The sequence below is a fragment of the Chryseobacterium ureilyticum genome, assembly GCF_900156735.1.
GTDB classification, from domain to species: domain Bacteria; phylum Bacteroidota; class Bacteroidia; order Flavobacteriales; family Weeksellaceae; genus Chryseobacterium; species Chryseobacterium ureilyticum.
Genome location: NZ_FTOL01000002.1, coordinates 249,005 through 272,842, shown reverse-complemented (window position 1 = coordinate 272,842; position 23,838 = coordinate 249,005). Strand labels below are relative to the sequence as shown.

Genomic DNA, 23,838 nt, shown 5'->3' with positions numbered 1-23,838 from the left:
TTAACAAATATTTTTATGAAAACAAAATTTATCTTGGCAGTAAGCGTTGCTGCATGCTCATTTGTTTTTGGGCAAAACACACCATCAAAACTAATTCCTGGAAAAAGCGGTTTACACGCAGAATTTATGAGATTTGATAAAAACGGACCTGAATTTAAAGGAAGTCCGGTTTTATTTGATGAAACATCACAAAGACTTTCTCCCGGACAATCGCGTAAATTAGGTAATGAGGTTGATCAGCTAGGGTTTGAAACTCATAGATTTCAACAAACTGTTAATGATATTCCGGTAGAGTATGGAATGATGGCTGTACAGACCAAAAACGGTAAAATTGTAGGGCAAACAGGAAAATGGATGCTGAATGTTCCCAAAGCTGTTGAGAGAAAAGCAAATCTTTCAGAAGAGATCGCTTTACAAAGTGCTCTATCATTTGTAGGAGCAGAATCTTATAAATGGCAAAATAAAGATGAAGAGGAGTTCATTAAAAAAGAAACCAATGATGCCAGCGCAAGTTTCGCTCCAAAAGGGGAATTGGTTTATTATTCAGATCCTACTGATGAAAAACTGAATGATCTGAGATTAGCTTATAAATTCGATATTTATTCAGAAAAACCATTGAGCAGACAATATGTTTTTGTAGATGCAAAAAATGGAAAAGTACTGGGAGTAGATGCTATCATTCATGATGTGAATGCTCCGGGAACAGCTACAACGGCTTACAGCGGAAATAGAAATATTGTTACCGATTCCTATAATGGGAGCTATAGACTAAGAGAAACAGGAAGAAACGGAGGAACTCCTGTAGAAACTTATAATTTAAAGAAAGGGACCAGCTATTCAGCAGCTGTAGACTTTACAGATACAGATAATGTTTGGAATAATGTAAATACCAACAAAGATCAATACGCTACTGACGCACATTGGGGAGCAGAAATGACCGTGGATTATCTTTATACAAAATTCGGAAGAAAGAGTATTGATAACAACCATTTTGCAATCAAATCATATGTTCACTATTCTACCAATTACTTTAATGCCTTCTGGGACGGTTCAAGAATGACCTATGGAGATGGAAGTTCTTCAACGAACGGAGGAAAACCGTTGACAGCTATTGATGTTTGCGGACACGAAATTGCCCACGGAATGACTTCAAAAACAGCTAATCTTGTCTACCAAAGAGAATCAGGAGCATTGAATGAAGGCTTCTCCGATATCTTCGGAAACTCTATAGAACGTTGGGCAAGACCTACACAGGCAAGCTGGACGTTAGGAGAAGATTTCAGTTATGTCATCAGAGATATGGCGAATCCTAATGCTTATGGACAACCGGATACTTATTTGGGAACCTATTGGAAAGCGACTACCACTTCTGGATGTGCAAGTCCTAGCCAGGCTAATGACTATTGTGGCGTTCATACCAATTCAGGAGTTTTAAATTTCTGGTATTACTTATTGGTAACAGGAGGATCTGGTACTAATGATAAAGGTTTCGCTTATAATGTTTCAGGAATCGGATTGGATAAAGCAGCAGCAATTGCTTACAGAACATTAACAACTTATCTGATTTCAACATCTACTTATGCCAATGCAAGAACATACTCTTTACAAGCGGCTGCAGATCTTTACGGAGCAGGAAGTAATGAAGTAACGCAGGTGACCAATGCCTGGAATGCTGTAGGTGTTGGTGGAGGTACTTCTCCATCAGGACTTGTTGCATCGGCAAATAATGCATCTCTATTTACTATCAGCCCGAATCCGGCAACAGATATGTTTACTATAGCATTTGAAAGTAAGGAAGGAAAAGGAACTGTAGAACTGACCAGTCTGACAGGAAAAAGAGAAATTTCTGAAAAAGTAACCTTAACAGACGGTGTAAATAAACTGAACATAAAACTTCCATCTAATATGCTTCCGGGAGTTTATATTGTAACAGTAAACGGGCAGAAAGCAGGAAACTTAATCAAAAAATAACAATCTTAATATATTTCAAGAGAAAGCCCACAGAAAATTTTCTGTGGGCTTTTTATATTTTATAAGTAAATGATTATACTAAATAAAAATCATTCAGTTTCTCTTCGCAAAGTGTTTTTACCACCTCTATCCATCGGTCTTCATCGTTCAGGCAAGGAATATAATGGAAATTTTCTCCACCTCCATGCATGAACTGTTCTTTACCTTCCACAGAAATTTCTTCCAATGTTTCAAGACAGTCTGAAACGAATGCCGGACACACAATAGCTAAGTTTTTCACTCCTTTTTTGCCAATTGTTTCCAACGTTTCGTCCGTATAAGGCTCAATCCATTTATCTTTTCCTAATCTTGACTGGAAAGAGATAATCGTTTTTTCCTTTGGAAGTCCCATTTTAGCAATGACAGCTTCAGTTGTTTTATAACACTGATGTCTGTAGCAATATGCATTGTGTGTATCCACCTGGCTGTTGATACAGTTGGCATCATCAATTTTACAGGTCTTGGAAGGATCTGTTTTATAGATATGTCTTTCCGGAACTCCATGATAAGAAAACTGTAAAGCATCAAAATTTTCAGGAAGCTTTTCCTTAATACTTTCAGCCAGACAGTTGATGTAAATATCCCTGTTATAAAACGGCTGAATATAATTGATCTTTATATTTGGAAACTTTTTCTTTCTTACTTCTTCAGCCTTTTCGATAACGGTTTCCGTAGTACTCATTGCATATTGAGGGTACAAAGGGAATAGAACGATCTCAGAAATTCCCTGATCTACCAATTTTTGAATTCCGGTTTCAATACTAGGTTCAGCATATCTCATCCCGATTTCCACAGGTACATCCACTACTTTCTGAAGCTTTTTCTGAATTCTTTCCGTAATGAAAATCAAAGGAGAACCTTCATCCGTCCATACCGTTTTATAAGCTTCGGCAGATTTGGCAGGTCTTGTTTTTAAAATAACACCCTGAACAAGAAGAGCTCTGAAGATCCATCGGTAATCAATTACCCTTTCATCCATCAAAAATTCATCAAGATAATCTTTTACATCATTTACAGCCGTAGATTTTGGCGATCCAAGATTGACTAATAAAATTCCTTTTTTACTCAACATTTTTTATTTTAATGATGAAACAGACTTTTCAAAATCTGTTACCAATTGTAATACTTTAGCAAAGGTATTGTTTTCAACTGAGCCGTCAGACTCAAGTTTACCCTTTATTCCCTTTATTAACAGCTGATGTTTATCATCTGTTTTGGCTCCGAGAGTATTTAATAACAATAATAATTCTTCATGACCTTTTTCTCCGCTGGCAGAACCTGTGATACATGCAACAGGTTTTTCTGAAAATACATTGGTGGAAACACACCATTCCAGTAAGTTTTTTAATCTGCTGGGAATACTGAAAATATATTCCGGGGTAGAAAATATAACTCCTGATGAATTCTCAATATATTTCCTGATCTTCACTATTTCGTCCGGCGTATCAACATCTGTTAATGATGTATCAAAATGGGGAAGAATAGAAAGATCATCATACATCTGAAAAAGAATATCAGGATTTTTATCCAATACCTGTTCCATCAGTTTTTGATTGCTGGAATTCTTTGTTGCACTTCCGATAATGACCAGAATTTTTTTGCGAGCGGTCATGAAGTAAATGTTATCCGTTTACTGCTTCCACTCTTTCTACAAGATCCGGAACGAATTGCTTCAGGATATTTTCAATACCGTTTTTCAAAGTAGCAGTAGAACTCGGACATCCTGAACATGCTCCCTGTAAAAGCATTTTAGCCGTTTTGCTGGATTGATCATATTCCATTAAAGAAATTTTTCCACCATCATTTTCTACAGCAGGTGCTACATATTCATTTAAAATATCAGAAATTTTTTGCTCATCTTCGGTGTAATCTCTGTTAAGAATTTTTTCTACAGGATTTTCGTGTTTGTGAGGCTCTATTTTTGAAATTTCCCCTCCGTTTTGAAGATAATCAGCGATAAGAGCACGAACTGTAATCATTACCTCATGCCATTCTACAGAATGATTTTTGGTAACAGCTACGAAATTATCCGAAATGAAAACTTCAGTTGCAAAATCAAATTCATTAAAAATAGCCTCTGCCAAAGGAACATCAGCAGCAGCTTCTTTTGATTTTACTTCCACAAAACCTTCCATAAGCAGTTTGCTGGAAACAAACTTCATTACATTCGGGTTAGGGGTCATTTCAGAATAAATCTGATACATTTCTTTCTTCTTCTGAAGATAAATTCTCGGATTTGCCAATAATTCATCCTCAATTACATTTTTCAGACTTTCAGCTACGTGTTCCCATTCGATGGTATCCTGTTTTGCCACAGCTACAAAATTAGCCGTAATGAAAACTCTTTCCACAAACGGATAATTGAAAAGTTCCTGTGCTAAAGGAATTTCTGAAATATCTGAATTTCTGTCCAGCTCTAAAGACCCCGGAATCAAGTTGTAGTCTGCTACAAATTTCATCACTTTTGGGTTTTCAGTTGGTTCTATAAGTACGGTACGCATTTTTTCGTTAAATTTGAGATACAAAAATACGCATTAGAAGTTAGAAGCTGGAAATTGAGAGTTAGATTTTTGCTATCGCTTTAATTTAGAAGTTATATACCGGAATTAAAATGGTAGTAAATCTTATTTTCAAATAGCTCATTTTCAAATTTTCAAATTAAAACTATGGCACTTATTAAAGAACTTTTAGGGAAAATACCACAGATCGGAGAGAATACGTTTTTAGCTGAAACAGCTACTATTATTGGAGATGTTACCATGGGAAAAGACTGTAGTGTATGGTATAATGCAGTGATCAGAGGAGATGTTCACTATATTAAAATGGGAGACAAAGTAAATGTTCAGGATAATGCAATGCTGCATTGTACTTATCAGAAACACCCTTTGAATATAGGAAATAACGTTTCTATCGGACATAACGCAATTGTGCACGGATGTACAATTAAAGATAATGTACTGATCGGAATGGGAGCAATTGTGATGGATGACTGTCTGGTTGAAGAAAATTCAATTGTAGGAGCAGGATCTGTAGTTACTCAAGGAACACATATTAAATCCGGGGAAGTCTGGGGTGGAGTTCCTGCTAAAAAAATTAAAGATATCAATGCACAGTTATTGGAAGGCGAGGTGAACAGAATTGCAGATAACTATGTAAAATATTCATCATGGTATAAAGAAAATGTAAAAGACTACGAATTGTAAATTTTCTTTAACTTTAATATGAAACAACAAAAGCTCTGTCTTCTGACAGAGCTTTGTATATCAAGTCTTAGTATTGATTTGATATAGAACCTTTGCTTTATTTTTAATTATTGTCCGGAGTGATAAGTCTTGCTTCCTCCTTGATGCATTTAATAGAAGTAGGAGGTGTTATCATCACGCAATCTGATACGATATTATATTTTTCATTAAAAACCCTCACTTTATCAGTATATTCATTGATCCTCGGAAGAATAGAAGCTTCTATTTTCTTTGGATATGCAATGTATTGTTGAGGTCCGCCACAAGATTTTACACCCATTGCTGCAAAAGTCCATTCGCTGGCATTCTTACATTTTTCTCCAGTAGCTTCGGATTCAATGGATGCTTTTAATCTATCTAACTGAGCCTGATCATATTTCTGACTGTCTTCATCTGCCGGTCTATCGGTAATATCAATAGGAAGATTAGTGTTAAGATGCTTCGAAGTATTACAGGAAACCAACATTAAAGTAGTACATAATACTATTACAGGAATAGATAGTAAATTTTTTTTCACAATAGACTTTTTTCTTTTTAAGAATTTTCAAAACTTATGCCAAGGTAAGAAATTCAAATTCATTTCCGTATTTTTGACAACGATGAACAATCATTTTTTTGACTTAATAGAGTATACGAACAGAAGTGTTTTCTTAACCGGGAAAGCGGGAACAGGGAAAACCACATTTCTTAACGATTTTGTAAGACGAACAAAGAAAAAGCATATTGTAATTGCTCCTACAGGAATTGCAGCGATTAATGCAGGTGGTGTGACCATTCATTCCATGTTCGGATTACCACTAAGAACCTTTTTGCCAACCACAGAAAGGATAGATACCAGTTTGGCAAATAATATTGCCGATCTGATGCCCCATTTCAAATATAGAAAAGATAAACTTAAGCTTTTAAGAGAGGTTGAGATCATTATTATTGATGAGGTTTCCATGTTGCGGGCTGATGTTCTGGATATGATGGATTTTTCTTTGAGATTTATCAGAAGGAATAATCAAAGATTTGGAGGAGTACAGATGCTTTTCATTGGAGACTTGTTTCAGCTTCCACCTGTGGTAAGAGATGAGCATATCCTGAAAATGTATTATGATTCACCATTCTTCTTTGATAGTCATGCAATTAAAGATATTCCGATTGTTACCATCGAGCTGACGAAAGTTTACAGGCAGTCTGATCAGGAATTTTTGGAAATATTAAATGCAATTCGTGATGGAGATGTAGCCAATATTGATTTTGACCATCTTAATAAAAGATACGATCCCAATTTTGATATGGGTAAAGAATCTTACGTCTATCTGTGTTCTCACAATAAAATGGCGGATGAAATAAACCAGGAGAAATTAACAGAGATAAAAGTTGATGCTCAAACTTACGAAGCTAAACTGGTAGGTGATTTTAAAGAAAATCAATTTCCGAATGAGCAGTTTTTAGAATTGAAAATAGGCGCTCAGATCATGTTTATTCGAAATGATATTTCCGGAGAAAAGAAATATTTCAATGGAAAGCTGGGAGAAATCATTGGGTTGGATGAAAATGAAATTCGTGTTGTTCTGGACGAAAGTGAAAGAGAAATCACTGTAAAAAGAGAAACCTGGGAACAGAAAAAATATTTCCTTGATACCGATAAAACGATTAAAGAAGAAGTTTTAGGAAGTTTTGAGCAGTTTCCTATAAAACTTGCCTGGGCAGTTACCATTCATAAAAGTCAAGGACTTACTTTTGATAAAGTGATCATTGATGCAGGGAAAAGTTTTACAGCAGGGCAGGTCTATGTAGCATTGTCACGTTGTAGAACCCTGGAAGGTATTGTTTTAAAATCTAAAATCACACCTGAAGTTATTTTTAAAGATAACAGAATTCTGCATTTCCATAGTGATACGGTTGCCAATGATAATGTAGAAGCTATTCTGAATCAGGAGAAGTACGATTACAGTATCAGAAAAGTTCTTCGTACTGTTGATTGTATATGGTTTTTAAAAGAAGTGGAAGAGTGGAACAAGCTTTCCATCACTACCAAAAATATAGATCACGTTAAAGCTAATCAGCTTTATCTGCAATTGAAGCATGAAGCTACCAATCTTGGAAAAATCTTTGAAAAGTTGGAACGTATCATTTTTCAGAAGGTCAACAATTTTATTGCACAAAAAGAAGAATGGACTGAGATTGAAAGTAAATCCAAAGGAGCTGTAAATTTCTTTTTTACCGAAACCAGAAACAAAATTTTCGATCCTTTAAAAGAATTTTATGCAGAAATAAAAGGAGCAAAAGGACTGAAACAATACAATGAAGAAGTTAAAAGCTGGCTGGAAGATATTGAAGAATACCTGAATAACTTAAAAGACATTCATCTTTTGGAAACCAGACTTCTGGATGAGAAGAATGATAAAGAAGTAAGCATGAAGATTGTTAAAGTGCCATCACAAGTACTGACATTCCAGTTATTTGAAGAGGGGAAAACCATCGGTGAGATTGCACTAGAAAGAGGTCTGGTAAAAGAAACGGTAATCGGACATCTTGCCAAGTTTGCAGAGCAGGGATTGCTGGATATTTCAAGAGTTATTACTTCAGATAAGATCAAAGCTTTTGAAACTGAATTTTATAAAAATCCACACGAAACATTAACAGAGTGGAAGAATGCATTACCTAATGATTTTGAATTTAATGAGATCCGAATTTTGATCAATCATTATAACTATAAAAAGGAAAAGAACTCATAAAGTTCTTTTCCTTTTTTTTTGTATCAAACTTAAAAACTAAGGATACATTGCATTGATTGTGTTAATATCTCCCGTTGTAAAGCCGGTTCTGTTATAAGTGAAATTTGTATTGTCAGCTCTTTTAATAGTAGGTAATCCGTTTTTAGAATAAGACGTTGGCCAGTACATCATCACAGAATTGATATTAAAAGGACCTATATCTGTTCCTGAATTGTACTTGTTGAAATTATATCCCTGTCCATCCTGAATATTATTCCATTGGATACTCACATACTGATCTCTGTCTTGTCTGGAATGCTCATGATAAAGACCCACGGTGTGCCCCATTTCATGGATTACTGATCCCACAGAAATATATTGATCCAGAGAAATAGTCTGTTTTCCTCCCTGATATCCGATGTGAGCCCAACCATCTGATCCGTTTGAACTTCCGAAAATAAATTCTACATAATTAGATTGATTGGTACGCTGAACCCAACGCGCATTCGTTTTAGAATTGTATTCACTAACCGCAGTATTTATTTTATTGACATTAATGGAACCCATATTACCGGCAATGGTATAGTAAATAGTACGATTTGGCCATCTTGAATAGGTAGCACCACCTCTGTTAGATGCACCACCTTCAGTCAGTTGTTGGTCCGAAAGAACCATATCTCCCTCGAAGAAATTCAGCCCGTTCTTTCTTTCGTAAGTAATTTCCTGACCTCCAAGCTGACCTTTTCTCAGGTTTTCAACATTTGCTGCTGTGGTTTGGGCTTCTGTTGCCAGCTCCTCACTATTTTTATTACAGGATGTAAATGTTGCAGCAACAATAATACTCATAAAAACGGTTCTTTTTGTCAATAATTTTTGAAAAGACAAGTCATAAGATTTTCTGTTCATAATAAAGATTTTTTCAAATTGTTATTACGAATATAAATAATATTTCTCTTAATATTGAATTATTTTGTTAAAATGTTAATATTATTCATTGATAGATTGTAAAAGTACAAGCCTTGATGTTGATGTAAAATTTTAATTAAAAAATTATATAGTCAAAATCAAATTAATAAAAATTCAATTCCAATAGTTTTTCCCTGAAGTCATCCATAGATCCTATTAATTACAAAAAGTAACTAATGAAGTTCAGATGTCTTACATTTGTATGGTTTTAAATCCAATTTAAAAAAAGGAGATTCAATATCACCTTTAGAAAATTTACTCAATATGAAAAATTTTGAAATTTCTGTTTTAGACCTTGCCCCGGTAAAGCAGGGAAAAAGCATTCATGATACTTTTCAGGATAGCTTATCTTTAGCCAATCACACTGAAAATTTAGACTATAAAAGATTCTGGCTGGCTGAGCATCATAATATGGAAAGCATTGCCAGTTCTGCAACCTCTGTTTTGATAGGGTTTATTGCTAACGGAACAAAAAAAATCAGAGTAGGATCGGGAGGAATTATGCTTCCGAATCATAGCTCCTTAATTATTGCAGAACAATTCGGTACGTTGGAATCTCTTTTCCCAGGAAGAATTGATCTTGGGGTAGGTAGAGCACCTGGAACTGATGGGCTGACGGCTCAGGCATTAGGAAGAAATCCGGCTATGATCAATGAACAGTTTCCAAGACAGATTCTTGAACTTCAAAGGTATTTTTCTAAAGAAAACTCCGATGCTATGGTTCGTGCTATTCCCGGAGAAGGATTAGATGTCCCGATTTATATCTTAGGATCAAGTACAGACAGTGCATGGCTTGCGGCTGAACTCGGCTTACCATATGCTTTTGCAGGACATTTTGCCCCTGAACAGATGGAGATGGCTTTTAAAATTTACAGAGAACATTTTGAACCTTCAAAATATCTGGACAAACCTTATATTATTGCCTGTGTCAATGGAGTTGCAGCGGATACCTCAGAAGAAGCTCATAAAATTTCCACAACATTATTTCAGGCATTCATCAATATTATAAGAAACGACAGAAAGCCTTTTGCACCACCTGTAGATGATATGGATGAGATCTGGTCACCTATGGAGAAGTCAATGGTTTTACAGAAATTAAGACATACTTTTATTGGTGATCAGGAGGAGATTCAGGAGAAACTTAAAGATTTCCAAAACAGATTCAATGTGGATGAGCTGATGATCAATTCTCATATTTACGATCATCAGAAAAGATTAAGATCTTACGAGATCATCAGAGAAGCAGTGAACTCCTTATCCAAAGCGTAATAAACCATTCATATAAATTGGCAGATGCTTATTTTTATGAGTATCTTTGCACACAAATAAAAAGTAAAAATGTCTGATATTAAATTAAATACTATTCCAGAGGCAATTGAAGACCTTAGAAATGGGAAAATAATCATAGTAGTAGATGATGAAGACAGAGAGAATGAAGGAGATTTTCTTTGCGCAGCAGAACTTACAACACCAGAAATTATCAACTTTATGGCGCTTCACGGAAGAGGACTTATCTGTATGCCGCTTCCAGAAAAAAGATGTGATGAGCTAGGACTTGAGGTGATGGTAAGCAGAAGCAGCGATCCTAAAGAAACTGCTTTTACAGTATCGGTTGACCTTTTAGGAAACGGAACTTCTACAGGTATTTCTGCCGGAGACAGAGCAAAAACAATTTTAGCTTTAATGGACGAAAAATCCAAGCCTACAGACTTCATGAGACCTGGACACATTTTCCCGCTTCGTGCAAGAAAAGGAGGAGTATTGAAAAGAGCAGGACATACGGAAGCAGCAATTGATCTTACTCATTTAGCAGGATTAAAAGAAGGCGGTGTTATTTGTGAAATTATGAACGAAGATGGAACAATGTCTCGTTTACCTGAGCTTCATGCTTTTGCTCAAAAACATGATATGAAGATCGTTTCTATTGAAGACCTGATCCACTATCAGCTTAAAAAAGGAAACCTTGTAGAAAGACTTGAAGAGAAAAAAGTGAAAACGCATTACGGTGAGTTTGATTTTTATGCTTTCAGAGAGACTTCTAACGATCAGATCCACTTTGCATTGACAAAAGGAGCATGGACGGTAGATGAACCTGTTTTAGTAAGAGTACAGTCTTCAGATTCATACTTCGATGTATTGACAAGATTAAATAACGGTGAAAAACCTTTATTAGAAAAAGTAACAGGAATGGTGAACGAAGCTGGAAAAGGAGCTATCATTTTCATCAATAACGTTTCAAATTCTGAAAATACATTAAGAAAACTTCAGCAGTTCCTGAATTATCAGGACGGGCAGGAGCAACATCCTACTTTAGCGTACAACTACAGAGATTATGGTATTGGAACGCAGATATTAAAGAATTTAGGAATCAATAAGTTTAAAGTAATCACTCAAAACCCTAGTATCAAACCTCAGGTTGGAGGCTATGATGTAGAAGTTACTGAGTTGGTACAACTATAATAAAATGAAAGGTTAATAGTGAAATTGCTTAGCAATAAAGCATTATTATTGTTCATTATGATAAAAATGACTTGAAATATTTCAAGTCATTTTTTTTGTTTAATTAATATTTCTATAAATATCGGCTATTTTATATTTAAAATATTGTGTATTTTATTTTAATTAATTGATTTATAGTTGTTTTTGATGAGATTCTGTTTTTTATTTTAAATTAGGTAGTAATAATATTTAACAATAAATTAATATGAAAAAAGAAGTTTTTCAATGGGTAATGAACTTTTTAGACAAATTATTTTTAATGTCTACCAATAAAAAAGAGAAAGAAACTGATTATAATAATAAGCTGTTTACGATGATTAAAGAACATGATCTTCCTGAGCCATTTAAGAATCTAGTCGTCGAAGGTCAGCTAATGCTTGTAACAGGAAAGAATGTGACAGTAAACTTTGCGATGAAGATTCAGGAATTTAAAAATAGATTAGGTGGTAATGTAACAGATAAACAATTATATAGAATCACCAATTTTTTAAAAGAAGATGAAGAAGGTAAACTGTATGTTGCCGTTAGTAAAAGCCAAGAAATTTTTATTAAAAGCTATCTTATTTTTATGATTGGAATGATGTTTTTTGGACTTATATTATTTTCTTATTTTGCTGATTATATTAAAAATTTAAATGGATTTCTTTTGTATTTTTTACTAGTTTGTATCTATTACGGAGGTTGTTTTCTATTTTTAAATATCATGGGAAATGAGTTGATAGCCCTAGCTATAAAAAGAAAACAGAATAGATAGAATAAAATTAAAGAACAATACAAGGTTTGGATTTTTCTAAACCTTTTTTTATTTTTAAATCATGACAGAGTCTTTAAAAAAACACATTAGAGAATATATTGATATTTCAGATGAAAAGCTTGAGAAATATTGCAATGCTTTTCAGTATCGGAAATTAAAGAAAAAAGAATTTCTTTTAAAGGAGGGAAATATCTGTGAATTTGAAGGGTTTGTAGTGAGTGGATGTTTTAAAATTTTCCATACTGATCGAAATGCCGGTGAGCAAATAGTTTATTTCGGTATCGAAAATTGGTGGATTTCTGATATTGACAGTTTCATTAATAAGATACCTTCAAAACTTAATATTCAAGCGCTGGAAGACAGTGAAATTCTTTTGATTGCAAGAGAAGATAAGGAAAAAATCTATGATGAAATGCCGGAAATTGAAAGATTGATGAGAGTGAAGTTTCAAATGTGGATTATAGCATTACAACGTAGAATTATTGATAATTTAAGCAAACTTTCAGAGGAGCGTTATACAGAATTTTTACAGGATTACCCACAGATAGCTCATCGTCTAAGTAATATTCAGATAGCTGCTTATTTAGGTGTGACTCCTGAGTTTATTAGTAGAATACGAAGGAAAATTGTTAATAAAAGCTAAGAAAATTTAAGCATAAAAAATCCCAAAAGTATTGAAAGCTTTTGGGATTGCATATGTTGATGTATTAATCGTCTTTTAAAGAAATGTCTTCGAAGTTTCGGAAACCATTCAGGAAATCTTTCACCATCATTCTCTTTTTGCCTTCTAACTGAAGTTCCAAAGGATAATAAATTCCGTCTTCCGTATAGATTTTGAATTCATGTTTTGAAATTTCAAGCGTTGAAGAATATTTTCCGTGATCGGAAAGTTCAAATCTACCATTGAATATTTTCAATCCTTTCTCTTCATCTTCGATTTTTAAAGTTGTGAAAGCAGCCGGATAAGGCGACATTCCAAGGATAAACTGATGAACTGTTTTTGAAGGAGCATCCCAATTGATTTTGGTATCTTCTTTGAAAATTTTATATGCATTTTTAGGATTTTCAACCTGTGGTTGGGGTTTTTCTTCGATGGCATTTTCAGCTAATCCATCCAATGTTTTTACAACTAATTCTGAACCCATTCCCATTAATCTGTCGTGAAGGCTTCCTGCATTTTCATCCTGTAAGATGACCAGTTCTTCCTGAAGAAGAATATTTCCTTCATCAATTTTTTCATTAATAAAGAATGTTGTAGCTCCGGTTGTTTCCTCACCATTGATTACAGCATAGTTGATAGGAGCAGCTCCTCGGTAATCAGGAAGTAAAGAAGCATGAAGGTTGAATGTACCCATTTTTGGCATTTCAAAAAGTACTTTAGGCATCATTCTGAAAGCTACTACAACAAAAACATCTGCCTCTAATTTTCTAAGCTCTTCTAAAAACTCAGGATTTCTCAATTTTTCTGGCTGAAAAACTGGAAGATTATTTTCTGAAGCATATATTTTTACCGGTGACTGATTGATTTTTTGTCCACGTCCACTTGCTTTATCAGCAACAGTTACTACACCTACTACCTGGTGATGAGATTGATGAATAGCCTCCAAAGAAGTTTTTGCAAACTCAGGAGTACCTAAAAAAACGACTTTCAATGATTTCATACTACAAAGATAAGTTTTTGTAGTCGATCTACGAGGTTTGAGGGGTGTGATTCGAGGAAATAGGAGGTGAAATTGTCATCTTATTACCCCATTGTTTACTGCTTATTACTCATGATTTAGTGCATAAGTTCTGAAATTGAGCATTCTTACTTTTCCAGAATCTAAAAGGAAAATAAGGTTTTCCAGAATACTTTCTTTAGAGTGATAACTTAATTGTACAGAAAGTTCTTCAATGGTTGATGATTTTTTTGCCAGCAAATTGATGATCTGCTGAGAAATATTCTTCCCGAAAATAGACTGTTTATTCTTTTCACAAACAGAACATTGTCCACAGTTTTTTGAATTTTTTTCACCAAAATAAGCTAGGATGAGTTTCATTTTACAATAGTCTTTATCTTGTACGTAAAATTTCATTTCTTCCCATTTCTGGATCTTATTTCGCTGAATATGCTCAAAGAGTTTCCAGTAGGCATTATTTAGGGCTCTCTCATCACGCGGCTTTAGAAATCTTATGCTTGATAGGGCTCCGTCAATATATTCAAGATAACTTTTCTGTTGAAGCTCTTTTAATCGTTCTTTTATCAAAGGAATACTTACTCCGATTTTATTACTTACCTGTTGCTCGCTGAACATTACTTTGTGAGTAGTGATTCCGGACATTGTACGGAGTAAGAGTTCTAAGAAATAGGCATCTTTTTGTGGTAATTGATCTATTTCATCTGCCTTGATAAATAATTCAAGTGAAGACAGGCTTTTATTATCATTGTAATAAATAATTTCCTGATTATGAAGGAAATTAAGGACATTATTGATCTTTGCTTTTGAAAGCCTTGTGAAGTTTTGTATTCCGACAGAATTCAACTGAAAGACTCTTTCTGGTAATTCAAATTCTGCTACCTGAAAAATGGAGTAGAGGTAGCTGATGATCTTTAAAAACTCAGCTTTATTTGGTGTTTGATTTTTTAAAACCTGATCAAAGTTCAGTAATTCCTGCTGGTTCCAAAGCATGAACGCAAAACTTTCTTTTCCATCTCTTCCTGCTCTACCAATTTCCTGGTAATAGTTTTCTATAGAAGCAGCAGGAGAGTAATGAAGAACAAATCTTACATTGTCTTTGTCTATTCCCATTCCAAATGCATTGGTGGATATTAGGACATGATTATCACTATTGTTCCAGGTATTTTGTCTTGTGTTTTTTTCTTTTGTAGTTAATCCCGCATGAAAATAATCTACATTTTTCAGCTGGTTTTTCTTCAGAAATTCAGCAAGTAGTTCGGCTTCTTTTCGGGTTCTTACGTATACAATTCCAGAGTCTGTATTGTACCTTAGAATATCAAGAACACGCTGAAATTTATCAGCAACTTCTTCTGTAAAGATCTTGATATTATCTCTTTTAAAACTTTTCTGAAAGACAGAAGGTTTTCTCAGTTCAAGCTTATTCTTGATCTCCTCAAGAACTTTCGGTGTTGCTGTAGCAGTTAATGCAAGACATGGGATTTCAGGATTATTGCTTCTGAAATTTTTAATATTCTGATAACTCGGACGGAAATCCTGTCCCCATTCAGAAATACAGTGTGCTTCATCTACAGCGATAAATGATAATTCAATTTCCTCAATATTCTGAAGAAACTGGATATTTGTTAATCGTTCAGGAGACACATAAAGTAACTTTGTTAAACCTTCCTTACAACGGTTATAAATAGTTTCAGCATCATATTCATCCAATTCTGAAGACAAATATTCTGCTTCTATTCCACGGAATTTAAGCTGATTTACCTGATCTTTCATTAATGCAAGAAGTGGTGAAATGACAAGGCACGTTCCTTCTTTCAGTAAAGCGGGGAGCTGATAGCATAGAGATTTTCCGGCACCTGTAGGTAAAAGTACTAAGGTATCTTTTTCATTGATAACAGCATTGATAATTTCTTCCTGAGAATCTCTGAAGTCACTATAACCCCAGAAATACTTAAGAGTATCATATTTTAGCTTTTGAAAATCCTGTGGAGAAATCATGCTGTAAAAATAAGAAAGTATTATGACAAAAAAAGCCACGCAATGCGTGACTTTTATATAATAAATTAATTAGCTTATTATTTAGCTTCAAAGTAAACTCTTCTGTTTGCTCTGTTTTTCCATTCAGGGCATTTAGTTGCTGGCTCACACTCTGGGTATTTAAGGTCTTTTTCACCTTTACCTACTGCGTTTAATTTACCAGATTGAACACCATTTTTAATTAGATAATTTTTAACATTGTTTGCTCTTCTTTGAGATAGCTTTTGGTTATAAGCATCAGTACCTCTTGTATCAGTAGCACCAATTACGTTATAAGCTCCGTTTGAAGAATTGATGTAATTTACAGCGTTGTTTAGAATTGGAGTGTTTGATGGTAAAATTCTGTCTGAATTTAAATCAAATTCAATTCCTTCCAATTTAGTTTCTGTTTCCACTACAGGTCCTGTAGTTGTAGTAGGACAACCATTGTTTTCCACAGGTCCTGGAACCGTTACACATTTATCGTAAAGATCAATAACACCATCTAAGTCTGTATCAAGAGCAACTCCGGCACCATCCACTCTTGCACCTGCAGGAGTATCAAGTTGTCTGTCCCAATCATCACATACTCCGTCATTATCAGCGTCTCCTTTTTTACATACTTCAATATCCTGATTTTTGTTAGCCAAAACATCAAGTTTGTAATAGATTTCCTGAAGTGGATCATGCCACATTACATGAGATTCATGTTTTCCTAGTTTTAAGGAAAGACCTAAAGTTGCATTGAAGAAATTGTCAGAAACCTGCTCCGAACGCTTGTTGATAGCGCTGTATGCATCACCACCACCATCGAATTCATCATCCCCGGTTACAACATACATTAATCTACCTTCAATATCGATTCTTCTGTTTACTTTAAATTTCAAACCTGCACCAGCCTGCATAAACATAGATCCTAACTGGAAAGGTTTAACTTCAGTCATTAATCTCTGTCCCTTGATGTCTTTCTGGTAAGCTCTGTAGGCAATTGTACCAACACCTGCATAACCGTGAAGAGCCCATCTGTACGTAGAATGATTGTCAACTCTTCTCAAAAGGTTAGAGAAGTTAACATCTCCTAAAAGTGAGATAGCATCATACTGAGTTCTTGCTCCTACAGCCGTAGCATCAGGTGCAGCATCTTTAGTATTGAACCATCCTTGTCTGGTTTCACCTCTGTCGTATTGTAAATTGATCCCAAATGCATGAGTGATTGCTTTATCAATACTTACATAAGCCGAATATCCAAAAAGGTTTTTACCGTTACCATTCTTGATAGAGGTTAAATCTGATGATTGCATCAGTGGAACTCCAACCCCAGCAGAAATAGACCAGTCATTAAATCTTTTGGATTGACTGGTGAATGGGGAAACATTGGCAGACCCGGACGAGAACGTATTAGGGTAGGTCCCATTTGAAACTGCCGTTGAGTCTTGTGCATAGCTGGCGGTAGGAATAGCCAATGCAAATGCAACAATTGCTAAACTTAATTTCATAGTGTTATTTTTTTAAGTTAAGTTATTTTAAATGATTTTTTACGTTGAAATGTGATTTTGTATTAATTTTTTTCAGAATAATATGGTCTGTATGTTGCTCATTCAGTACCTATTGCCCCGAAAATGATATAAAGGTAGTTAAAAAAAATCGTAGTAGAAAAAAAATAAACCGAAAAGAAGGATTCTTTTCGGTTTAGATCTGTTATAGTAAGAAATTACTTTCTCTTTTTCTTAGCTGTTGCTTTTTTTACTGGCTTTTTTACAGGAGCATCTTCATAGTCTTTCTTTTTAATAGAATTCCATTCAGAGCTTTCTATAAATCTCACTGTTACTTTTCTGTCTGCTAATCTTTCGGCATCTGAAGCTGAAGCAGGAATTGTAGCTTCTGCAGAACCTACACCTCTTGATTTCAGTACATTTTCACTGATGCCTCTGGTTTCTAATGCTCCTACTACAGCAGCAGCTCTTTCTTTAGACAACTTTAGATTGTATGCTGCATTTCCTTTAATATCAGTGTGTCCCGTTAGTAAATAATTACCACCGTTTTCTTTGATAATGGAAGCTGCAAGATCAAGTTTGCTGTTAGACTCCGGTCTGATTGTAGCTTTATTGAAGTTGAAGTAAATATCTTTTAGAGTTTTTTCTACTTCTACTGCAGTTTGATTGTTATCTTTTTTTACAGGACAACCATTGTTTTCCACAGGTCCCGGAACCGTTACACATTTATCGTAAAGATCAATAACACCATCTAAGTCTGTATCAAGAGCAACTCCGGCACCATCCACTCTTGCACCTGCAGGAGTATCAAGTTGTCTGTCCCAATCGTCACATACTCCGTCATTATCAGCGTCTCCTTTTTTACATACTTCAATATCCTGGTTTTTGTTAGCCAAAACATCAAGTTTGTAATAGATTTCCTGAAGTGGGTCATGCCACATTACATGAGAGTCATGTTTTCCTAATTTGAAAGACAGACCTAAAGTTGCATTGAAGAAATTGTCAGAAACTTGCTCCGAACGTTTGTTGATAGCGCTGTATGCATCACCACCACCATCGAATTCATCATCACCTGTTACTACATACATTAATCTACCTTCAATATCGATTCTTCTGTTTACTTTAAATTTCAAACCTGCACCGGCTTGCATAAACATAGATCCTAATTGGAAAGGTTTAATTTCAGTCATTAATCTCTGTCCCTTGATGTCTTTCTGGTAAGCTCTGTAGGCAATTGTACCAACACCTGCATAACCGTGAAAAGCCCATCTGTACGTAGAATGATTGTCAACTCTTCTCAAAAGGTTAGAGAAGTTAACATCTCCTAAGATTGAGATTGCATCATATTGAGTTCTTGCTCCTACAGCTGCAGCATCAGGTGCAGCATCTTTAGTGTTGAACCATCCTTGTCTGGTTTCACCTCTGTCGTATTGTAAATTGATCCCAAATGCATGAGTGATCGCTTTATCAATACTTACATATGCTGAATATCCAAAAAGGTTTTTACCATTACCATTCTTGATAGAGGTTAAATCAGATGACTGCATTAGTGGAACACCTGCACCTACTGAGATAGACCAATCGTTAAATCTTTTGGATTGGTTGGTAAATGGGGAAACATTGGCAGATCCGGAAGAAAACGTGTTAGGATATTCTCCGCTGGTAGCTGCAGTTGAGTCTTGTGCATAGCTGGCAGCAGGGATTGCTAGAGCAAATGCAACAATTGCTAAACTTAATTTCATCGTGTATTATTTATTTTGATTTTGTTCTCTTACAACAATTTTTAACTATTTGATAGGGCATCCGTTGTTTTCCACAGGTCCTGGAACAGTTACACACTTGTCATAAAGGTCAATAACTCCGTCAAGGTCCATATCTAAAGCAACTCCGGCACCGTCTACTCTTGCTCCTGCAGGAGTATCCAGCTGTCTGTCCCAATCATCACATACTCCGTCATTATCAGCATCTCCTTTTTCGCAAACAACCAGGTCAGTAGTAGCATTTTCTAAAACATTTGTTCTGTAGTATGCTTCCTGAAGCGGATCATGCCAAGCAAGGTGAGAAAGTTGCTTTCCTAATTTGAAAGAAACACCTAAGCTTACTGTCCATGCATTATCAGATCTTCTTGCGTTAAGCATATTGTATTTTGAACCTGGTGTAGAAGGCTCGTAATCATTTGGATCAGCCCATCCACCACCATCGAACTCGTCATCACCACTGATGATGTACATTGTTCTGGCTTCAACATCAATAAGTTTTGAAACATTATATTTCAAACCGATACCTCCCTGATAGAAGATTGAGTTAATATCAATATCTTGTTTAATGAATAAAGGAACTCTTTTCGGATTGTTGCTCCATCTGTTTTCATCATTGTCATGCAATGAGGTTCTGTAACCCTGAACACCAATTCCCATATATCCATGGAAAGCCCATCTGTAAGGAGAATGATTATCTGTTCTTCTGAAGAGGTTAGAGAAGTTAATATCTCCCAATAAAGAAAACTGGTCAAATTGCGTTGTTGCAGTAGCTACTCCGGCAGTTACACCAGCAGCTCCTGGCAGTTGACCTGTCTGTTTAGTTTCTCCTCTTGTATACATTAAGCTTACACCGAAAGCGTGAGAAATTTGTTTATCTACACTTACGTAAGCATTGTATCCCCAGTTAGTCTTATCGCCACGAAGAGATTTAAGATCTGAGTGAACCATAAATGCAGGACCTCCTCCAACTGAAATAGACCAGTCTCTGAAACGTCTGGCTTTATTGTCAAAAGGCTGTACATTTGCGGAACCTGAAGAGAATGTATTAGGATACTCAGTAGAAGAGTTTACTGTAGTACTGCTGTTCTGAGCGAAAGCTGCAATTGGCAAAGTTGTAGCCAATAATAATAAACCTAATTTCATATGTTTTATGTTTTAAATAAAATCCTTTAATAATATTCTCGAAAAATCCCTTTCAAAAAGATGTTTTTTATGAGGGATTTCTAATCTTTCTGATTTAAAAATTAATTCATTGTACTTAATGATATCAATATCTATAACTCTGTCTGTGTAACCACCTGTTACTTTTGAATCATTAATTCTTCCCATTTCAACTTCAATATCTTTAATACAATCAAGCAGTTGAATTGGTGAAAGATGCGTTAATATTATTGTTGCAATATTACAAAAAATATTAGAACTGGCAAACTCTACAGGATCAGACATTAAAAATTCGCTAATCTGTGAAATGTGGTTTCCTGCATCCCTTATTTTCTGTAAAGCAAGCTCAATATTTTTTTTTTGCTCTCCAAGGTTACTTCCTAGTAACAAAACGACCCTTTGCTGCGACATATTAGAAAATTGATTGATTTATGAGAAGTTTCTTTAAAAATGTTTTGGCAAATATAGTGGCAATAATTATACTTTTTGCTGTATTTTTCGTCTTTTTCATTATGATGCTTGTGTTCAGTTCTATGGGAAGTGATAAGTCTGTTACAGTGAAAAAGAATTCGATTCTAACCATTAATTTAAAGACCAGCATAATTGATAGTCCTACGGAAGAGGAGATGGGATTATTTGGAATAAGCGGACAGCAGAATAAAAATATTCTTTTATATGATGCGTTGGAGGCGATCAATAAGGCTAAAACTGATGATAATATTAAAGGAATCAGTATTGAGGCAGATGAGCTTAATGCAGGTCTGACCCAAATTGATGATCTTAGAAATGCTATTGAAGATTTCAAGAAAAGTGGAAAGTTTGTGTATGCTTACGGAAATGGAGTTTCACAATCTGCTTATTATTTAGGATCTGTTGCTGATCAGTATTATCTTCACCCGGCAGGTGGGATAGAGTTAAAAGGACTTGCTACTGAGGTGACTTTCTTCAAAGATTTTGCAGATAAATATGGTATTGGTATTGAAGTAATCCGTCATGGTAAATTCAAATCGGCAGTAGAGCCTTTTTTAAGAAATGATATTTCTCCTGAAAATAAAGAGCAGTTGAGTACTCTTTTGAATGACCTTTGGAAAAATACATCCAATAAAATGGCTGCATCAAGAAAAATTGATACACTTCAGTTCAAAACAATTGTAGACAGCTTATACGGAATGATTCCTGAGCAGGGATTAAAATATAAACTGGCAGATAAACTGGTTCAGAAAACAGAGTATGAAGATATGCTTAAGACTAAGCTGAGCATAAAAGATAATAAAGAAAAGCTGAATAAAATTTCTTTAGCTAATTATATCAGCTCTTATGCAGGAGAAGATACGACAGGAGAGAAGGTAGCTGTTTTATATGCTTCAGGATCTATCAATAATGGGGATCAGTATAATGATATTCATTCTGAAAAATATGTGAAGTATATTAAAAAGCTTCAGGAAGATGATAAAGTAAAGGCGGTTGTTTTGAGAATTAATTCACCTGGAGGAAGTGCTAATGCTTCAGATGAAATTTTATTTGAACTTCAACAATTGAAAAAGAAAAAACCTTTGGTAGTGTCATTTGGTGATTATGCTGCATCTGGAGGATATTATGTAGCAATGGCGGCTGATAAAATTTATTCTGAACCCAATACACTTACAGGTTCTATTGGAGTATTCGGTGTGATGCCTTATTATAAAGATATTGCAAGCAAAAACGGAATCCGTGCGGATGTTGTAGCAACCAATGCAAATTCTATGTATTATTCAGGGTTAAACGGTGTGACACCTTATGGAGTAAATATGATGACAAGAAGTGTGGAAGGTACTTATAAAAGATTTGTACATTTTGTTACGCAAAACAGAAAGAAAACATTTGAACAGATTGATAATGTAGGTGGAGGTAGAGTATGGAGCGGAGTTCGTGCTAAGCAAATCGGTCTTGTAGACGAGCTTGGAACATTAAATGATGCTGTGAAATTCGCTGCACAGAAAGCTGGAGTGAAATCTTACCACGTAGAATCTTTCCCTAAGAAAATGTCGCCTTTTGAACAGTTATTTAAAGATCTGAACGAAGAGGATGTTTCTGCAAGAATTATCAAGAATAAGATTGGTAAATCAAACTATGAGATCTTACAGCAGATCACTGATAAGAAATTACAGTCTGAGGTAAAAATGGAAATGCCTTACCAGATTAGAATCAACAACTAACTAAATTATATTGTACAAAAATCCCGGATCTGAATTTCAGATCCGGGATTTTATTTTTTATTAATGTTACATCAACTTTTCTTTGTTGCCATTCCGTAAATCCAGAGCACAATTAAAGCTCCTCCGATAGCGAGAATCCAGCTTCTTGGATTCCAGAATGAGGTGACGTCTCCCCAATGTAAAATGTAAACTCCTATAGCTCCTCCTACAAATGCTCCAACAATTCCAAGGATAATGGTAATTAACCAACCTCCTCCCTGACTTCCAGGCATGATAAGTTTAGCAATTGCACCTGCAATAAGACCGAATAAAATCCATGTTATAATTCCCATAGTTGCAAATTTTTTAACTGTTAATATTTAAAATTGATTTGTTATACTAAGATAAGGGAAAACATGATATAAATCATCTTTTCTTGAAGAATGAGTCTACAAATTCCGTACCATTGAAAAGTTGCAGATCTTGCATTTTTTCACCTACCCCAATATATTTTACCGGAATTTGGAACTGATCTGAGATACCGATTACAACACCTCCTTTTGCTGTTCCATCAAGTTTTGTTACTGCTAAAGCATTTACTTCTGTAGCTGCTGTAAACTGTTTTGCCTGTTCAAATGCATTTTGTCCTGTAGAACCATCAAGAACTAATAGAATCTCATGAGGTGCATCAGGAATTACCTTTTGCATTACTCTTTTGATTTTTGAAAGCTCATTCATCAGGTTGATCTTGTTGTGAAGTCTTCCTGCGGTATCAATGATAACAACGTCTGCATTTTGAGCAACAGCACTTTGTACGGTATCAAAAGCTACAGAAGCAGGATCGGACCCCATTTCCTGTTTTACGATAGGAACACCCACTCTTTCACTCCAGATAACAAGCTGATCAACTGCTGCAGCTCTGAAGGTATCCGCAGCTCCAAGAACCACTTTCTTCCCTTCAGATTTGAACTGGTGAGAAAGTTTTCCAATAGTGGTTGTTTTTCCAACCCCGTTTACCCCAACTACCATAATTACATATGGCTTTTTTGTAGTATCGATATTTCCTGTCCCTGCATGAGGATTTTCAAGCAGTAGTCCTGAAATTTCTTCACGAAGAATATTGTCCAGTTCGCTTACCCCAACATATTTATCACGGGCAACGCGTTCTTCAATTCTTTCTATGATTTTGATGGTTGTGGAGGCGCCTACGTCAGATGCAATCAGTACTTCTTCCAGATCATCCAGAACTTCGTCATCTACTTTGCTTTTACCGACTACGGCCTTCGTCATTTTTTCAAAGAATCCCTGGCTGGATTTTTCCAATCCTTTATCCAGAGTTTCTTTTTCTTCCTTTTTGAAAATATTTTTAAACCAACTCATAG

The 23,838-nt window shown here is 35.2% G+C and carries 21 protein-coding genes; 8 read left to right on the top strand and 13 right to left on the bottom strand.

Annotation, left to right across the window (positions count from 1 at the left end; translation table 11 throughout):
• Nucleotides 1-15 precede the first annotated feature (15 nt).
• A complete protein-coding gene (locus BW983_RS07460; RefSeq protein WP_076551270.1) occupies nt 16-1,971 on the top strand; it encodes a M4 family metallopeptidase in 1,956 nt (651 codons plus the stop codon).
• A gap of 73 nt (nt 1,972-2,044) precedes the next feature.
• Here the strand turns inward: BW983_RS07460 and hemH are convergent, their stop codons facing one another.
• Genes hemH through BW983_RS07445 form a run of 3 tightly spaced genes read right to left on the bottom strand, consistent with a single transcriptional unit; the run spans nt 2,045 to nt 4,511 of the window.
• Complete coding sequence (hemH, locus tag BW983_RS07455; RefSeq protein ID WP_076551762.1) at nt 2,045-3,079, bottom strand: ferrochelatase; 1,035 nt, start codon at nt 3,077-3,079, stop codon at nt 2,045-2,047.
• Nucleotides 3,080-3,085: 6 nt separating this feature from the next.
• Nucleotides 3,086-3,622 (bottom strand): NADPH-dependent FMN reductase, encoded by a 537-nt coding sequence (locus BW983_RS07450; protein ID WP_076551268.1) that lies wholly within the window; start codon nt 3,620-3,622, stop codon nt 3,086-3,088.
• A 10-nt stretch (nt 3,623-3,632) separates the two neighbouring features.
• Nucleotides 3,633-4,511 carry a NifU family protein gene (locus BW983_RS07445; protein WP_076551267.1) on the bottom strand — a complete coding sequence of 293 codons (879 nt, stop codon included), beginning with the start codon at nt 4,509-4,511 and terminating at the stop codon, nt 3,633-3,635.
• 165 nt (nt 4,512-4,676) lie between these two features.
• Between BW983_RS07445 and BW983_RS07440 the strand changes: the two genes are divergently transcribed.
• Nucleotides 4,677-5,213, top strand: a complete 537-nt coding sequence (locus tag BW983_RS07440) for a gamma carbonic anhydrase family protein (RefSeq protein ID WP_065395062.1) — start codon at nt 4,677-4,679, stop codon at nt 5,211-5,213.
• Between the two features lie 103 nt (nt 5,214-5,316).
• Here the strand turns inward: BW983_RS07440 and BW983_RS07435 are convergent, their stop codons facing one another.
• Nucleotides 5,317-5,769, bottom strand: coding sequence for a hypothetical protein (locus tag BW983_RS07435; protein ID WP_076551265.1), 453 nt, complete (start codon nt 5,767-5,769; stop codon nt 5,317-5,319).
• Between the two features lie 82 nt (nt 5,770-5,851).
• Here BW983_RS07435 and BW983_RS07430 point away from each other — a divergent pair, with 82 nt between their 5' ends.
• Complete coding sequence (locus tag BW983_RS07430) at nt 5,852-7,978, top strand: helix-turn-helix domain-containing protein (protein ID WP_076551264.1); 2,127 nt, start codon at nt 5,852-5,854, stop codon at nt 7,976-7,978.
• 36 nt (nt 7,979-8,014) lie between these two features.
• Here BW983_RS07430 and BW983_RS07425 read toward each other — a convergent pair whose 3' ends face one another.
• Nucleotides 8,015-8,863: a M12 family metallopeptidase gene (locus tag BW983_RS07425; RefSeq protein WP_076551262.1), complete on the bottom strand. Its 849-nt coding sequence runs from the start codon at nt 8,861-8,863 to the stop codon at nt 8,015-8,017.
• A gap of 324 nt (nt 8,864-9,187) precedes the next feature.
• Here BW983_RS07425 and BW983_RS07420 point away from each other — a divergent pair, with 324 nt between their 5' ends.
• The 4 genes from BW983_RS07420 to BW983_RS07405 all read left to right on the top strand — a co-directional run bounded on the left by BW983_RS07420 (nt 9,188) and on the right by BW983_RS07405 (nt 12,819).
• Nucleotides 9,188-10,192 (top strand): LLM class flavin-dependent oxidoreductase, encoded by a 1,005-nt coding sequence (locus BW983_RS07420; RefSeq protein ID WP_076551761.1) that lies wholly within the window; start codon nt 9,188-9,190, stop codon nt 10,190-10,192.
• Nucleotides 10,193-10,261: 69 nt separating this feature from the next.
• Nucleotides 10,262-11,383: a 3,4-dihydroxy-2-butanone-4-phosphate synthase gene (ribB, locus tag BW983_RS07415; RefSeq protein WP_076551261.1), complete on the top strand. Its 1,122-nt coding sequence runs from the start codon at nt 10,262-10,264 to the stop codon at nt 11,381-11,383.
• A 244-nt stretch (nt 11,384-11,627) separates the two neighbouring features.
• Nucleotides 11,628-12,176 carry a hypothetical protein gene (locus BW983_RS07410; RefSeq protein WP_076551259.1) on the top strand — a complete coding sequence of 183 codons (549 nt, stop codon included), beginning with the start codon at nt 11,628-11,630 and terminating at the stop codon, nt 12,174-12,176.
• Between the two features lie 61 nt (nt 12,177-12,237).
• Nucleotides 12,238-12,819 (top strand): Crp/Fnr family transcriptional regulator, encoded by a 582-nt coding sequence (locus BW983_RS07405; protein ID WP_076551258.1) that lies wholly within the window; start codon nt 12,238-12,240, stop codon nt 12,817-12,819.
• A 64-nt stretch (nt 12,820-12,883) separates the two neighbouring features.
• On the opposite strand, the gene fmt is transcribed toward BW983_RS07405, so the two are convergent.
• From fmt to folK, 6 genes are all read right to left on the bottom strand, one after another.
• Entirely contained in the window at nt 12,884-13,837 is a 954-nt protein-coding gene (fmt, locus tag BW983_RS07400) for a methionyl-tRNA formyltransferase (RefSeq protein WP_076551256.1), read from the bottom strand.
• A gap of 105 nt (nt 13,838-13,942) precedes the next feature.
• On the bottom strand, nt 13,943-15,850 hold the full coding sequence (locus tag BW983_RS07395; RefSeq protein WP_076551255.1) for a RecQ family ATP-dependent DNA helicase: 1,908 nt from the start codon (nt 15,848-15,850) through the stop codon (nt 13,943-13,945).
• A 77-nt stretch (nt 15,851-15,927) separates the two neighbouring features.
• A complete protein-coding gene (locus tag BW983_RS07390) occupies nt 15,928-17,364 on the bottom strand; it encodes an OmpA family protein (protein ID WP_076551253.1) in 1,437 nt (478 codons plus the stop codon).
• Nucleotides 17,365-17,579: 215 nt separating this feature from the next.
• Complete coding sequence (locus tag BW983_RS07385; RefSeq protein WP_076551252.1) at nt 17,580-19,103, bottom strand: OmpA family protein; 1,524 nt, start codon at nt 19,101-19,103, stop codon at nt 17,580-17,582.
• Nucleotides 19,104-19,148: 45 nt separating this feature from the next.
• Nucleotides 19,149-20,264: a flagellar motor protein MotB gene (locus BW983_RS07380; RefSeq protein WP_076551250.1), complete on the bottom strand. Its 1,116-nt coding sequence runs from the start codon at nt 20,262-20,264 to the stop codon at nt 19,149-19,151.
• A 12-nt stretch (nt 20,265-20,276) separates the two neighbouring features.
• A complete protein-coding gene (gene folK / locus BW983_RS07375; RefSeq protein ID WP_076551249.1) occupies nt 20,277-20,693 on the bottom strand; it encodes a 2-amino-4-hydroxy-6-hydroxymethyldihydropteridine diphosphokinase in 417 nt (138 codons plus the stop codon).
• A gap of 20 nt (nt 20,694-20,713) precedes the next feature.
• Between folK and sppA the strand changes: the two genes are divergently transcribed.
• Complete coding sequence (sppA, locus tag BW983_RS07370) at nt 20,714-22,477, top strand: signal peptide peptidase SppA (RefSeq protein ID WP_076551247.1); 1,764 nt, start codon at nt 20,714-20,716, stop codon at nt 22,475-22,477.
• A 71-nt stretch (nt 22,478-22,548) separates the two neighbouring features.
• Here sppA and BW983_RS07365 read toward each other — a convergent pair whose 3' ends face one another.
• Both BW983_RS07365 and ftsY read right to left on the bottom strand, forming a co-directional pair.
• Entirely contained in the window at nt 22,549-22,809 is a 261-nt protein-coding gene (locus BW983_RS07365) for a GlsB/YeaQ/YmgE family stress response membrane protein (protein ID WP_076551246.1), read from the bottom strand.
• 73 nt (nt 22,810-22,882) lie between these two features.
• Nucleotides 22,883-23,836, bottom strand: coding sequence for a signal recognition particle-docking protein FtsY (gene ftsY, locus BW983_RS07360; protein ID WP_076551244.1), 954 nt, complete (start codon nt 23,834-23,836; stop codon nt 22,883-22,885).
• Nucleotides 23,837-23,838 lie beyond the last annotated feature (2 nt).